This is a genomic window from Saccharospirillum salsuginis (assembly GCF_014651855.1).
Taxonomy (GTDB): domain Bacteria; phylum Pseudomonadota; class Gammaproteobacteria; order Pseudomonadales; family Natronospirillaceae; genus Saccharospirillum; species Saccharospirillum salsuginis.
The window spans coordinates 14,231-29,148 of record NZ_BMXR01000011.1 but is presented as its reverse complement, the minus strand read 5'-3'; the positions used below and the strand labels follow the sequence as shown (position 1 = coordinate 29,148).

8 protein-coding genes are annotated in these 14,918 nt (G+C 60.7%); 4 read left to right on the top strand and 4 right to left on the bottom strand.

Annotated features, from left to right (window positions below; translation table 11 throughout):
• The first annotated feature begins 37 nt into the window (after nt 1-37).
• The gene (htpX, locus tag IE111_RS19180; protein ID WP_189611829.1) at nt 38-904 is read left to right on the top strand and encodes a protease HtpX; all 867 of its coding nucleotides are present in this window, start codon (nt 38-40) and stop codon (nt 902-904) included.
• A gap of 584 nt (nt 905-1,488) precedes the next feature.
• On the opposite strand, the gene IE111_RS19175 is transcribed toward htpX, so the two are convergent.
• Complete coding sequence (locus IE111_RS19175; protein ID WP_189611826.1) at nt 1,489-3,015, bottom strand: methyl-accepting chemotaxis protein; 1,527 nt, start codon at nt 3,013-3,015, stop codon at nt 1,489-1,491.
• A gap of 105 nt (nt 3,016-3,120) precedes the next feature.
• Complete coding sequence (locus IE111_RS19170; RefSeq protein WP_189611824.1) at nt 3,121-3,855, bottom strand: substrate-binding periplasmic protein; 735 nt, start codon at nt 3,853-3,855, stop codon at nt 3,121-3,123.
• A gap of 195 nt (nt 3,856-4,050) precedes the next feature.
• On the opposite strand from IE111_RS19170, the gene IE111_RS19165 reads away from it, so the two are divergent.
• The 3 genes from IE111_RS19165 to glgX all read left to right on the top strand — a co-directional run bounded on the left by IE111_RS19165 (nt 4,051) and on the right by glgX (nt 11,578).
• On the top strand, nt 4,051-6,807 hold the full coding sequence (locus IE111_RS19165; RefSeq protein WP_189611822.1) for a TolB family protein: 2,757 nt from the start codon (nt 4,051-4,053) through the stop codon (nt 6,805-6,807).
• A gap of 107 nt (nt 6,808-6,914) precedes the next feature.
• Nucleotides 6,915-9,083 carry a 1,4-alpha-glucan branching protein GlgB gene (gene glgB / locus IE111_RS19160; protein WP_189611820.1) on the top strand — a complete coding sequence of 723 codons (2,169 nt, stop codon included), beginning with the start codon at nt 6,915-6,917 and terminating at the stop codon, nt 9,081-9,083.
• Between the two features lie 398 nt (nt 9,084-9,481).
• Nucleotides 9,482-11,578 (top strand): glycogen debranching protein GlgX, encoded by a 2,097-nt coding sequence (gene glgX / locus IE111_RS19155; protein WP_229805444.1) that lies wholly within the window; start codon nt 9,482-9,484, stop codon nt 11,576-11,578.
• A 209-nt stretch (nt 11,579-11,787) separates the two neighbouring features.
• Here glgX and IE111_RS19150 read toward each other — a convergent pair whose 3' ends face one another.
• Nucleotides 11,788-12,072, bottom strand: a complete 285-nt coding sequence (locus IE111_RS19150; RefSeq protein WP_189611817.1) for a hypothetical protein — start codon at nt 12,070-12,072, stop codon at nt 11,788-11,790.
• Between the two features lie 872 nt (nt 12,073-12,944).
• Nucleotides 12,945-14,876: an acetoacetate--CoA ligase gene (locus tag IE111_RS19145; protein ID WP_189611816.1), complete on the bottom strand. Its 1,932-nt coding sequence runs from the start codon at nt 14,874-14,876 to the stop codon at nt 12,945-12,947.
• Nucleotides 14,877-14,918 lie beyond the last annotated feature (42 nt).

Below are 14,918 nucleotides of genomic sequence, written 5' to 3'. Positions count from 1 at the left end.
CAGCTCAGACACCGAGTCTGAACCGAGAGGATTGACGATGTTCCGAATCATGTTGTTCCTGGCCACCAACTTCGCCATCGTGCTGGTGTTGGGCGTATTCCTGAACGTGATCCTGCCCGCCTTCGGCGTCCAGTTGAGCAACACCGGCTTTTATCTGGTGCTGGCACTGGCCTTCGGCATGGGCGGCAGTTTCATTTCCCTGATGATGAGCAAATGGGTGGCCAAACGCGCCACCGGCGCCCAGGTCATCACCCAGCCGGGTTCGCGCGAAGAACAATGGCTGATGCAAACGGTCGAACGACTGGCGCGCGATGCCGGTATCGGCATGCCCGAAGTCGCCATCTATCCTTCGCCCGACGTCAACGCCTTCGCCACCGGCGCCAGCAAGAACGATTCCCTGGTCGCCGTCTCGGTCGGACTGCTGCGCAACATGAACGCGGACGAGGCCGAAGCCGTACTCGCGCACGAAGTCTCTCACATCGCCAACGGCGATATGGTGACCATGGCTCTGGTTCAGGGTGTGCTGAACACCTTCGTGATTTTCCTGGCCCGGGTGGTCGCACAAATCATCAACGGGTTCGTGGCCAAGGGCAGTGACAACGGTCAGGGTCTGGGTTTTTTCAGTTACCTGGCGGTGGTATTCGTCATGGAGGCGGTCTTCGGCGTGATCGCGAGCATCATCGCGATGTGGTTTTCGCGCAAACGCGAATTCCGGGCGGACGCGGGTTCGGCTCAATTGGTCGGCCCGAACAAGATGATCGCGGCGCTGCAACGCCTCAAGGGCAGTCAGGATTCCCAACTGGATGGCCAACTGGTAGCGTTCGGCATCAAAGGCAAGGCCCGCGAACTCTTCGCCTCCCACCCCAGCCTCGACGACCGAATCGAAGCGTTACGCAAGTTCTGATCTGTCATCCGTGCCCATGGTTAGTACCGTGTCACCTTTAATGGTGCCACGGTACTAATCCGGTGGTTTGCCGGGCCAGGTAGTCTCAGAGCCAAGATTCCGCACCCGCTGCCGGGGTAGACCTATCCGGGGTCGCCGTGAATACATCCATGTAGGCTTGACCTCGGCGTTCCCTGCCTCGCACATCCCCGGATAGGTCTACCCCGGCATCGGTCGCTCTCTTTTATGGTCACTCATTCTTTCCAGTCCTAAAAACCATTACTCCTTAGGTGCGAACCGCAAGATAAAACCTCCAGTGAATTATTGCGTGTAATTGAAGGGTTTTCGGTCGTCGGGAACGTAATGGAAAGCGCGACCTGTAGATAAACGTACAACAGTGGGACTGGGTAGGAGGACTTTCCACGGAAGGCAGCGACTGGTGCCGGGGTATCCCCATCCGGGGATGTCGGCAGCATGGATGCTGCCGCCAAGCCTACATGGAAGTATTTACGGCGACCCCGGAGGGGGATACCCCGGCAGCAGGCGCAGGTTAAAGGCAACCAATTCAACCCTGCAAAGGTCAAACAAGGCGCGAAACCAAACCATCACCACTTGAACCCGGAGAGGTAGTGGTTCAACGACCGGGTTTGGTCGTTGACGTCTTCGCTGTAGGTGGAGGCCTGGTCGACCTGTTCGCTGGCTTGTTGGGCCAGTTCGGACAGGCGGTTGATGTTTTGGCTGATTTCCTGACTGACCTGGGATTGCTCCTCGACGGCCGTGGCGATCTGGGTCGACATGTCGTTGATCTGGCCGATGGCATCGAACACCACTTTCAACGAAGACTGCGCTTCCTCGACACTGGAGACACTGGCCTGACTGGATTCCCGGCCGGATTCCGACAGGGTCACGCCGCGTTCGGCGCTGGTTCTCAAACGTTCGATCTTTTCACCGATTTCCTCGGTGCTTTCCTGCGTCTTCGCCGCCAGTGAACGCACTTCGTCGGCGACGACCGCGAAGCCGCGTCCCTGCTCGCCGGCGCGGGCCGCTTCGATGGCGGCATTCAGGGCGAGCAGGTTGGTTTGTTCGGCGATGCCGCGAATCACGGTCATGATTTCGGTGATGCTATCGACGTCTTCCTGCAATGAGGCCATGGCCTCGGAGGTTTCCTCGATCTGGCCGGCGAGGGATTGGATCGAACCGACGGTATGCTGCATGGCGTTACGGCTCTGTTCGGCACTGCTGTAGGCTTCCTCGGCGGCCGAGGAAGTGGCCTGGGCATTTTGCGAGACGTCCTGGCTGGCGGTGGTGCTTTCGGTGACGGCGGTGGCGATGGAGTCGATCTCGGAGGTCTGGTCTGACACCAGTGACCGACTGGCGTTGAACGATTCTTCCAGTTTGACCACGGATTGTTCGACCTGGGCGGAGACTTCCCCGACGGCTTTCATCGACAACTGGAGTTTGTCCATGAATTGGTTGAAGTAACCGACCAATTGACCGATCTCGTTGTGTTGATTCACCGACAACCGCCGGGTGAGGTCGCCTTCGCCCTGGGCGATGTCTTTCATGGCGTCTTTCAACTGCACGATCGGCACTTTGACCAACAGGCGCAACAACACGTAGAGAACGACGGCCAACACCAGGCCTAGAATCACGGTTCGCGCGACCGACAGTTGCACGACGCTGCTCAGTTGTTGCTCGAGGAAGGCGTTATTCGGTTCCATGTAGACGATGGCGATGGGGTCTTCGCCGGCTTCCTCGAAATACAGCGGGACTTCGGTCAGGTTCGAAGTGTCCGGCAGGGATTCGGCCGGCTGGGCGCCTTCGTCGGTCTGGCGCAGACCGTAACTCAGGCTGTCGTTTTCCACCACATAGACCGCGTTGATGACCTGGCTTTCAACGGTGGCGCTGAGCACCCGCTGCACCGTTTCGGTCTGGTAGTTCCACAGTGCCGGCGGCAATGACAGTTCGATGAAGGTGCCGGTTTCAGCCAGTTGCGTATCCACCGATTGTCGCCACTGACCGGCGTTGGTGCGGTAGTCGATGTAGGCACTGACGACCAGCAACAGAGTGATGATCGACACAGCCCATAGGTTGAATCGCAACGAAAGCGAATGGATGGTTGGCATTTTCATAACAAACCCCGGCACGGTAGCCACTGAGTACTTGAGTCGGCCGTTCGTCCCTGAACTTGAATCAATACGACTGCCGAGCCACCCCTGGGACCGCAGTGAAACGCTTTACATGTGTTCGGCCATGATGGCGTCAATGTCGATTTGGGTCAGGCCTTCGTTGAAAATGTCCCGCCATTGCTGGCCGTTGGCGTTGTTCTTGAAGGCGATGTAGAGGTCTTTTTCCACCAACAGTTTATCGTTCATCTGTACCTTGCCGATGGCCATGTCCACTTTGGGATCGTTTTCCAACAAATAGCCGAGGACATTGCTGTCGATGACCGCCATGTCGATGCGGCCACCCGCCACTTTCAGAACGTTCTGGGAATCGGAGGTAACCGCGGAGGCGTTGATGTCGCCATCGGCGATCATCCGGTCCAGTTCCTCGGTGTTGACGTAGTCCTGGACCACACCGATGGTCTCGTCGGTCAGGTCGTCGAGGCTGTTCCATTCAATCGGGTTATCGACGTTTTCGACAAAGCCCAGCGGTCCCTGTCCCATCGGATCGGAGAACAGAAACTCGTCGGATTCGTAATAATATTCCGGAAAGTAGCCGGCATATTTATCGTTGTTGGTCGCCAGAGCAACCGCGCGCGACCAGGGATAGAATTCCACCACCAGTTCATGCCCCATGGCGTCGAAGGCGGCTTTGGCAACGGCGATCGAGGCGCCCTGTGATGGCAGATCCTCACCCGAATAGGGTGGCCATTCGAGCGAGGTTAAATACAGAGTGTCGGCGCGGGAAAGCGGGGAAACCATCAGAACGACTGCGGCGATCAAGCCCGGTATGATGCGTTGCTTCATGAAGCCATGCCTCTTGGGGTCGGTTACTTTTTAAGCTTAGCACGGCTTCATGACTTCAATATTAACTGTGACTATCATGAAACGCTGAAAGCAACCCAATTAATAATCACCACCCGGCGAAACGGGTTCCAGTTTCGCGGTGACAATGCTTGAATAGCCACACCATCACTCAATACCGTAAAAAAGGACCCCGTCTTGAGCCGAATCCTAGCCGCCTGCCTGTTGAGCATGCTGAGCGCCCTGGCGCTCGCCAACCCGCAGCATTTTCCGGACCGCCAATGGATGACACTGCCGGTTACCGGCTTCGACATCGTCTACCCCGAAGGCCTGGAGGCTGAGGCCCGCTACGTGGCCGAACGCATGACCACCTATTGGCCCGAGCTGCAGCGGTCGATGCCGCTGCTCGACGGCGTGCGACGCATTCCCATCGTGATCTCCAGCCCGACACTGGTCAGCAACGGGATGGTGACCTACGACCCGATGCACTCCATTTTCTACAATCGTCCCGCACCCTTCGGCGGCCTCGAATGGTTCGATGTCCTGAGCGTGCACGAAGGCCGACATCTGGTGCAGGTCCAGCAGCCGATGGACACCCTGACCGGCCAGATCGCGTACTGGTTCGCCGGAGAAAACGGCCCCGGAGCCATTATTCTGTTGTTCTATCCGAACTGGTTCATGGAAGGTGACGCGGTCGTGACCGAAACCGCCCTGACCGAAGCCGGTCGGGGCCGGGTGGCGTCGTTCGAACTCTGGTTGCGCACCCACGAGTTGAGCCGCGATCGCTATTCCTACGACCGGGCCATGCTTGGCACCGGGTTCGAGAGTTATCCCTATGTCAGCCCTTACGATCTGGGCTATTTCATGACCGCTTACCTGCGCACCCATCATGGCGACCGGGTACTCGACCGCGCCTTGAAGCGCACCGCCAATCCGGAATTCGCCCTGACGTTCGACGGCGCCATCCGCCAACTGACCGGCGCGGGTCTGGAAGCCACCTACGAAAAGACCTGGGACGAGCTGCGCCAACGCTGGCAACACCAGGTGGACAATCTGGACATCACCGATGTCGAGGTTCTGTGGCAATCGGACGAGGAGCATTGGCGCAGCCTGTATCCCATCGCCGTCGACGGCGATCGCATCCTGGCGGTGGAGATGGATCTGCGCGACGGCGGCTATCTGGCGGCGGTGGAAAACGGTGAACTCACCCGTCTGAAACGCCTGCCGAGACGCATCGCCTCGCACTTTTACAGCGTCTCGAAGAATCGGGGCGTCAGTTACGCGGCCGGTCGCTTCTGCTGGACCGATGCGCGGGTGCACCCGCGTTTCGCGCTGGAAGTGGGCGGCGACATCCACTGTTATGAGCCGGATAGCGACGACCTGATCGAGGTGACCCGGGGCGGCGACTTCACTTCGGTGGCCGTCAACGACGCGGGTGACCGACTGGTGGCCCACCATTTCACCGAGCAGCGCCACAGTGCGCTGGTGCAATTGAACCGCCAGGGGCAGCCCCTGACCGAGATCGAACTGCCGCCGCGCAGCTTGGCGTACGACATGACCCCGGACGGCGAAGGCGGCTGGGTGTTCGTGTTGCTCGACGCCGAGGGCGTACGCTTTATGCGTTGGCAACCGGCCGAGGCGCGTCTGACGCAACTGACCGGGCCGGTCAAGGGCGAGAGCCTGCGTTCACCGCAATGGAGTGACCACTGGCTGGTGTACACCAGCGACCGCAGCGGCCTCGACGCCGTCTGGGCACTGAACCGGGACACCGGCGAACGTTATCAACTGACGCAGCGGCCCTTCGGCAACTATTACGTCAACCTGGATACATCCAACAACCGTCTGGTGTTCTCCGACTACACCGCCGACGGCCACAGGTTGGTGAGCCTGCCCTGGCCCGGCGAACGCGATGCCGGCGACGGCTGGCGGGCGGCCGAGGCGGTCCAGGCGCAACCCACGGCCTACAGTGCTCCACTGTATCGACCGGTACCGCAGCCGGGCGAGGAACCGGACACCAAGCCCGAGCCCTACAACCGCTGGGCCCACGCCTGGAACCTGAACAGTTGGCAGTTGACCGGCGGCGACAACGAACTCGCCTTGAGCCTGCATTCCAATAATCTGCTCAACACCCTGACCGTCGACACCTTCGCCGGCGTTCACTGGGGCGAAGGCACTCCGATCGGCGGTGTCACCGTAAACTGGCGACGCTGGTGGCCGGTGATCAGTGCCTCGGCCGAGCGCACGGTTTCCGACGAAGACGACACGCTGGACCACCGGCTGACCCTGGACGGGTCATTGCCATTGAGCAGCACCCGGGATCTGTGGACCACGGTCGTGACGCCCAACCTCGGCGTCAGCTACTCGGACCGGTCGTCGACCGACGACAACAGCGTCTGGCAGAGCACGCTGATCGGCGCCGGCCTGTCACTGAGTCAGATGCACGAGCCCGCCCCGCGCGATCTGCAGTCGCCCCTGGCGTTCAGCACCCGCTATAACCTGGACTGGGAAACTCAAAGCGAACGCATCCAGCAGTACAATGCCAGCCAGCTGCAATTGCCGGGGTTCGTGGCCAACCACCATCTGACGCTGGGTGGTCAGTGGCAGGATCGACAAACCGGCTTCACCGGTCCGGGTCGCTACATCAGGCCGGCGGCGTTCACCAGCCTCGATTCCGGTGAACCGGCTCTGGATGCCCGGTTCAATTACCGGTTCAGCCTGGGTCCGGTCGACCTGGCCCTGGGTCGGATCTGGTACCAGCGCAGCCTGGAACTCGGTTTCGACGCCCGCTGGATGCAGGGCATCGAAGACGACCACAGCGCCTTTGGTGTGCAGCTGACCACGCCGTCGAACCTGTTGCGCAATCGCATTCTGCGGATCGATCCGACCTTCGGGCTCTACTACCGCCCGACCACCGAGGACCTGGCCTGGACGTTCAGTTTCACCCTGGGAGGCTGAATCCGGGTCGAGTCCGGGAAATCCAACCGCGGGGCACTGGGCTTTGCCCGGGCATTGGGGCTACACTGGGAAATGCCCTGCAATAACAAGAAGGTACGACCGCTGTTATGGAAAATCCCGCCGCCGAACTCGCCGACCGTTTGAACGCCGCCCTGGAAGCCCGCCCCTTCGATACGCTGGGGCCGCATCGTACCGACAAGGGGTGGTTGATCCGCGTCTTCCAACCCGAGGCCCGCGATATCACCGTACTCGAGCACGAGAGCGATAGCGCCTTGGGCACCATGACACCGGTGCACCCTTCCGGTCTGTTCGAACTGACCGTAAAACAGAAGGAAAAACCGCTCTACCGGCTGCGCATCGAAGCCCAGTCCGGCGACCAGTGGGAAGCCCTCGATCCGTACCAGTTCCCGGAACGGGCCTTCGAGGACTTTCCGTGCGATTCCGAGTCGCTCTATCACACCATGGGCGCCCAGCTGTGCGCCGCGCAAACCGAGTCCGGCGCCGTCAACGGGGTACGTTTCGCGGTTTACGCCCCCAATGCCCGCAGCGTCAGCGTGATCGGTCACTTCAACAACTGGGACGGCCGGCGCCACCCGATGAGCAGCCACGAGGACGGTATCTGGCGGTTGTTCGTGCCGGGTCTTGAAGCCGGCGAGGCGTACAAGTACGAACTGAAGGACGCCCGCGAACACCGGTTGCCGCACAAGACCGACCCCTATGCGTTTTGCTGCACCCAGTACCCCGACTTCAATTCCGTCGTGGTCGACCACGACGCCTACGAGTGGGGCGACCGGGCCTGGACCGAACGGCCGCATCAGGACCCGCGCAACCAGCCGATGAGTGTCTACGAGATACACGCCGGCTCCTGGAAAACCCGCGACGGGCAGCCTTTGACCTACCGGCAACTGGCGGACGAATTGATTCCGTACCTGCTCGACATGAACTTCACCCATGTCGAGTTCCTGCCCGTTTCCGAATACCCCTACGACGGCAGTTGGGGCTACCAGCCCCTCGGCCTGTTCGCACCGACCAGCCGCTTCGGCACACCGGACGACTTCAAGTACCTCGTCGACCAGTGCCACCAGAACGGCATCGCGGTCATCGTCGACTGGGTCCCGGCCCACTTCCCCGCCGACGAACACGGCCTGGCCCGTTTCGACGGCACTCCGCTGTACGAATACGAAGACCCGCAGCGCGGCTGGCATCCGGACTGGAGCTCCTACGTCTACGACTTCGGCCGCTACACCGTCTGCGACTTTCTGATCTCCTCGGCGATGATCTGGCTCGAACACTTCCATGTCGACGGTCTGCGTGTCGACGCCGTCGCCTCCATGCTTTACCTCGACTATTCACGCGAAGCCGGCGAATGGACCCCCAATGTCGACGGCGGCAACCACAATTACGAAGCCATCGCCTTCGTCAAACGCTTCAACGAAACCGTCTACGGTCGCTACCCCAAGGCCATGACCATCGCCGAGGAATCCACCGCCTTCGACGGCGTCACCCGCCCCGTCTTCGCCGGCGGGCTCGGTTTCGGCTTCAAGTGGAACATGGGCTGGATGCACGACACCCTGGAATACATGAAAAAAGACCCGATTCACCGCAGATACCACCAGGGTGATCTCACCTTCTCGATGGTCTACGCCTACAACGAGAACTTCGTTCTGCCGCTGTCGCACGACGAAGTCGTCCACGGCAAAGGCACCATCCTCACCCGCATGCCGGGCGACGAATGGCAGCAGACCGCCAACCTGCGCACCTACTACGCCTACATGTTTGCCCACCCCGGCAAGAAGCTGAATTTCATGGGCAACGAATTGGGTCAGGGCCTGGAATGGAACTACCGCAGCCAGCTCGACTGGTACCTGCTCGACTACCCCCGCCACAGCGGCGTCCAGGCCCTGTTCCGCGACCTCAACCGCCTGCACCGGGACGAGCCCGCCCTGCACGAATGGGACTGCGATCCCAAAGGTTTCCGCTGGATCAACTACGACGACGCCGACAACAGCATCCTCAGCCTGATCCGGTTCAATGACACCGAAAAAGTCATCGTCGTCGCCAACTTCACACCCAACCCGCACGATCATTACCGCATCGGCGTTCCCGACGACGGACATTACGATGTCATCCTCAACACCGATTCGGAGTATTATGGCGGTAGCAATTACGACATCGGCGACGGCTACGATGCGATACACGAAGGGCACGACGGCCAACCGTATTGCATCGATATGACGCTGCCGCCGCTGGCCGTGGTGTATTTGAAACCACGGTAAGATGTTACCCGTGGGTCGAATTAGCGCGTGAGCGCGTGATCCGACAAAGACAAGGCGCCAACCGAGTAAAAAGCCAGGTTGGGTTTGCGATCTGCCTATTGGCAGATGGTGGGCGACCGAAACGTCGGACCGACCCACCCTACGGTGACGACCAGGACCAGCGGCGGATGCCCGGTAGACTCATGCGGGGATGTGCGAGACATGGATGTCGAGGTCAAGCCCCCATGGATGGGTTCATGGCGACCCCGCATGAGTCTACCGGGCAGCCGGCGCGAGTTCTCGGCACAAGAAGCAACCCGGCAAGGCGCAACCCAGGCACCGTATTGACACCCAACCACGGACCAGGCTCAACAAACCGAGGCAACAGAATGATCACCCGAGTCAATCCAGACTCCCGTATGGACACTGGCAAAGCCTACCCCATGGGCGCCCACCCGCGAGACGGCGGCATCAACTTCGCCGTCTACAGCCCCCATGCCCACAACCTCATCCTGTGCCTCTACGACGAACAGGACCAGGAAACCGAGCGCCTCAATCTCCCCGCCCGCAGCGGTGACATCTGGCACGGCTTCCTGCCCGACCTCGAACCCGGCGTCCGCTACGGCTTTCGCGCCGAAGGCGACTTCGAGCCCGATCGCGGTCTTCTGTTCAACGTCAACAAACTCCTGGTCGACCCTTACGCCAAGGCCCTGTCCGCGCCGTTCGAACCGCACCCGAACCTGTATGCCCACGACACCGCCGACCTGAGCGGCCTGAAACCGAGCGACACCGACAGCGCGCCCCAGGTTCCCAAAGCGCTGGTCCCGGGACCGGATACCTTCGACTGGCAGGACACCGTGCGGCCGGATACGCCCTGGCCACAGACCGTACTCTACGAAGTGCACGTCAAAGGGTTCAGTCAACTCAACCCGGCCGTGCCCGAGGAACTGCGCGGCACCTATCTGGGTCTTGCGCACGACGCCAGCATCGGTCACCTGACCGACCTCGGCGTCACCGCCGTACAGTTGATGCCCTGCCTGGCCTTCATGAGCGAACCGCGTCTGGCCGATCTGAACCTGGTCAATTACTGGGGATACAACCCGGCCAACTTCTTCGCGCCGGACCCGCGCTACGCCGTCGACGACGCCGTCACCGAATTCAAAACGATGGTGCGCGCCCTGCATCAGGCCGGTATCGAGGTCATCCTCGACGTTGTCTACAACCACACCGCCGAAGGCAACCTGCTCGGCCCCATGCTCAGTCACAAGGGGCTCCATGCCGCCCAGTTCTACCGCCACCAGCCAGACAACTTCAGTCATTTCATCGACACCACCGGTTGCGGCAACACCGTCGACATTCACCAGCTCTATCCGCTGACCCTGGTCATGGACAGCCTGCGCCACTGGCTGAACCACTATCAGGTCGACGGCTTCCGCTTCGACCTGGCCGCCACGCTCGGCCGCGAAGCCTGGGACTTTACGCCTCACTCCGCCTTCTTCAAAGCCATCAGCCAGGACCCGGTCATCCGCCACTGCAAGCTGATCGCCGAACCCTGGGACATCGGTCGCGGCGGTTACCAACTGGGTCAGTTTCCGGAACAATGGTACGAATGCAACGACCGCTACCGCGACACCCTGCGCCGTTTCTGGCGCGGCGACGGCGGCACCCTGCCCGAATTCGCCACCCGCGTGATGGGGTCGCGCGACCTGCTCAAGAAAGGCTCGCGCTCCTACTCCACCAGCCTCAACTATGTGACCTACCACGACGGTTTCACGCTCGAAGACCTGGTGTCCTACAACCAGCGTCACAACGCCGCCAACCAGGAGCGCAACCTGGACGGCCATGACAACAACCTCAGCTATAACTGGGGCTGCGAGGGGGCGACCGAGGACGATCATATCCTGACGCTGAGACAGCAGACCAAGCGCAACCTCATCGCCAGCCTGCTGCTCTCCCAGGGCGCCGTCCACCTGCTCGGCGGCGACGAGATCGGTCGCACCCAGCAAGGCAACAACAACGCCTACTGCCAGGACAACGAGATCAACTGGTTTAACTGGTCCGACCCGGACCAACGCTTCCAGGCCTTCGTCGAACAGTGCATTCGCATACGCGGCAGCAGCACCCTGTTCCACGATCTCATATTCAGCGCCGAACAACTGATCAACGAACCGGCCACCACCGACAAGGTGCACTGGTACCGGTGCGACGGCTACGCCATGGAAATCAAGGACTGGCAGGATCCGAACAACCATTGCCTCGGCATCCTGTTGTCGTCCGACATCGACAACCCCGCCATCAATCTGCATCTGTGCAGCGAATACTATTTGATCCTGGTCAACGCCGGACAGCACGACATCGTCTTCACCCTGCCCGCCAACCCCGTCACCGGCTGGCAACGCGTGTTCGACACGGCACTGAACGACGGCTTGTCCGAAGACACACCCGCACGCATTCGCACCAGCTATACCCTGAAGGCCCATTCACTGGCATTGCTCGCACGCTGCGGCGACGAATGAAAGTGGGATAAAAAGGGGGCTCCGGACGGAACCCCAAGGGTCGAGGAGTACTCAGGGAACCCGAGGAAGGTTCCCCAAGGAAAGCGACTTTCCAACGAAAGCGCGGCTTTCCGACGGCGTTTAACCTCCGCCGACACGAGGACTGCTCAGCAGGCCAAAAGGCCGGGCATTAAAACGGTACCTTCATTTCCCATGGGACGGGGTTTCACTCAATGCATGAAACTCCGGTGACTCGGTGAACTTTCCGGGCGCTGTTGCTCCCAGGCGTGGTCAAACAACTGCGCCTGTTGCTCGGACAGCGGAATCCAGACCGCGTCCGGCCAGCGACGCTGAAAACCTTCCAACTCGGGCACGTAAAAATCGCTGCCTTTCACGGCACCCCAGCAAAGAACGGTTTGCTGAGCGGCCTTGGAAACGACGACGCCCATGTTGGCGCGGTAGCCGCGGTTCTGGCTGATGAATTCGAAAACGTGTGCGATAGCTGACTGGACCATGTTCGTTTGACTCCCTGTGGGTGACGGACAGCGCCACTCTAGGGGGGTTACGGCGGGGGGAAAAGGAGAATCCTCAAAGTATAGGGATAGGATACTGACGGTCGTCTATCGTTCGACTTTCCATGGTTGATGGCTTGGTGCCGGTGCTTGGTTCCCTAGTGCCACGGTTCAATTTTGTGACGAGGAATAGGTGTCTGGTGGCCGGGTATGCTGTCTGGTGGCTAGGCTGTATGTTGTGCCGGGAACCTGGTCCAGGGATAGTGCGCGCTCTTCCAGGGACCGCCGTGAATACATCCATGTAGGCTTAACTTCGGTCCGGGCTGGCGCTCCAGTCCATGGCTCAGATGTCCCTTCCAGAGCACCCACTATCCCTGGACCTAGACCAAGTGCCTCTTACCCCAAAAACCAATGCTCAGCTTACCTTGCCAGCAGATACAAATATGGGCACTGCCCACCATGAGAAATCGACTAGTAATGGATGCCGCCAGAGGCGCAACCTCTTGTGCTCATCGTTCTCACGTTATGTCATATAAGCTTTAAACACGACTAAAAATGTGCGCTACAACTTAGACTAGTTATCCTCCCCTGGTGGGCGGTGCCCACCCTACGGGCGTACATGCGAGAGACACAGGAGCTGAATATACCAATGTTATATAGCGTATGAAGCACTTTGGCCAGGTCCAGGGATGGTGGGTGCTCTGGAGGGGGTATCTGAGGCATGGATGCCGAAGCTAAGCGCCCATGGAAGGGTTCACAGCGGCCCCCGGAAGAGCGCGCACCATCCCTGGCCCGGGTTCCTGGCACTTCATAGGGCTAAGCCACCAGGAAGCATACAATGCCACCGTACATGGATTGCTGGCACTTAAGCGACCCTAACCGGAAGCATACACCCGGTAGGCCTCCAGACTTTCGGGATTCGCCAACGCTGTCAAATTGCGAGGCTCCTCGCCGCGGAGGATCTGGGTGACCGCCAGCTCGACCTTCTTGCCCGAGCGGGTGTAGGGCACGGACGGCACCTGGACAATATCGGCGGGGACGTGGCGCGGTGTGGTGTTCTCGCGAATACGCTTGCGGATACGGTCCTTGAGTTCGCCGGTCAGTGTCTCGCCCTCGGCCAGTTGCACGAACAGGATGACCTGGACATCGTTCTTGACCGGCTTACCGACCACCAGCGAGTCCTGAATGGCTTCCAGTGTCTCCACCTGACGATAGATCTCCGCCGTGCCGATCCGCACACCGCCCGGATTCAGGGTGGTGTCGCTGCGACCGTGAATGATTGCCTGGCCGTCCTCGTCGAATTCGATAAAGTCACCGTGCGCCCAGACGCCGGGAAAACGGTCGAAATAAGCCGACCGGTAGCGCTCACCGTTCGGATCGTTCCAGAAGTAGATCGGCATGCACGGCGCGGGTTGGGCGCAGACAAGCTCACCCCGCTCGCCCACGACCGGCCGGCCGTCCTCGTTCCAGGCCTGTACGTCCATGCCCAGGTTGGCGCCCTGGATCTTGCCGCGCACGACCGGCGACCAGGGGTTGCCGCCGACGAAACAGGAGACGATGTCGGTGCCGCCGGAAATGGACTGCAGGCTGACGTCGGGCTTGATCGCCTGGTAGACCCAATCGAAGTCTTCGGGGGCGAGCGGCGAGCCGGTGGAAAATAGGGTTTCCAGCGGCGCTAGGTTGAATGTATTCCCGGGGGTTAGGTCCCGTTTACGACACGCACTGATGTACTTCGCGCTGGTACCGAAGTGGGTGATGCCCAGCCGGCCGGCTTCGCGCCAGAGGACATCGGGACCCGGATACATGGGGTTGCCGTCGAACAACACCAGGGTGGCGCCGGTTACGAGACCGGAGGCCAGCCAGTTCCACATCATCCATCCGGTGGTGGTGAAGTAGAAGAAGACGGAATCCTGCTTGATGTCGCCGTGCAGCATCAATTCCTTGCAGTGCTGCAACAGGGTGCCCCCGGCGCCATGGACGATGCACTTGGGTTTGCCGGTGGTGCCGGAGGAGTACAGGATGTAGAGCGGATGGTCGAACGGCAAGGCTTCGGGCGGCGCGTCCGGCCATTCGGTGTCGAGTATGCCCTGCCAGGGCTCACAGCCGCCCGGCAGGTCGGCGCTTGGCAGGGTATCGACGGCGATCCAGCGGCCGACGGCCGGCATGGCATCCTGCAGCGACCGGATGACCGAGCCGCGTTCATGGTACTTGCCACCATAGCCGTACCCGTTACCGACGATGACTACCTTGGGCTCGACCTGACCGAAGCGGTCGAGGACGCCTTCAAAACCGAAGTCCGGTGAAGCCGAGGTCCAGACGGCGCCGATGCGGCTGGCGGCGAGCATCCCGATGATCGCCTCGGGCGTGTTCCCCAGGTAAGCGGCGACCCGGTCTCCCGGTTTGACGTCGCATTCATGCTTCAGGTACCCCGCCAGGCGCGCCACGGCGCGCTTGAGGTTCGCGTACGTCCACTCCGACTCGGAGCGCGATTCGGACAGGCCGATCAATGCGACGTCCCCGTCCCGGCCGCGGGCAAGCAGGTTTTCGCTGAAATTCAGGCGCGCCTCGGGAAACCAGCTCGCTCCCGGCAGACTCCGGTCGGCGAGGACAACCTCGCCCGGCTCGCCGACGATGCCGGCAAAATCCCAGAGCTCGCGCCAGAAAGTCTGGATGTCGCTGACGGACCACTGCTGCAATTCGGGATAACTGGAAAACGTCCGACCCGTTTTGTCACTGATGCGCTGGGCGAATGCCGCCAACTGTGAAGCCGCCTTGCGGGCTTCGCTCGGTGTATAGAGGATGCTCATGGAATCTCTCGGTCTGTTGTTCGTTGTTGTTAACCACTGAGA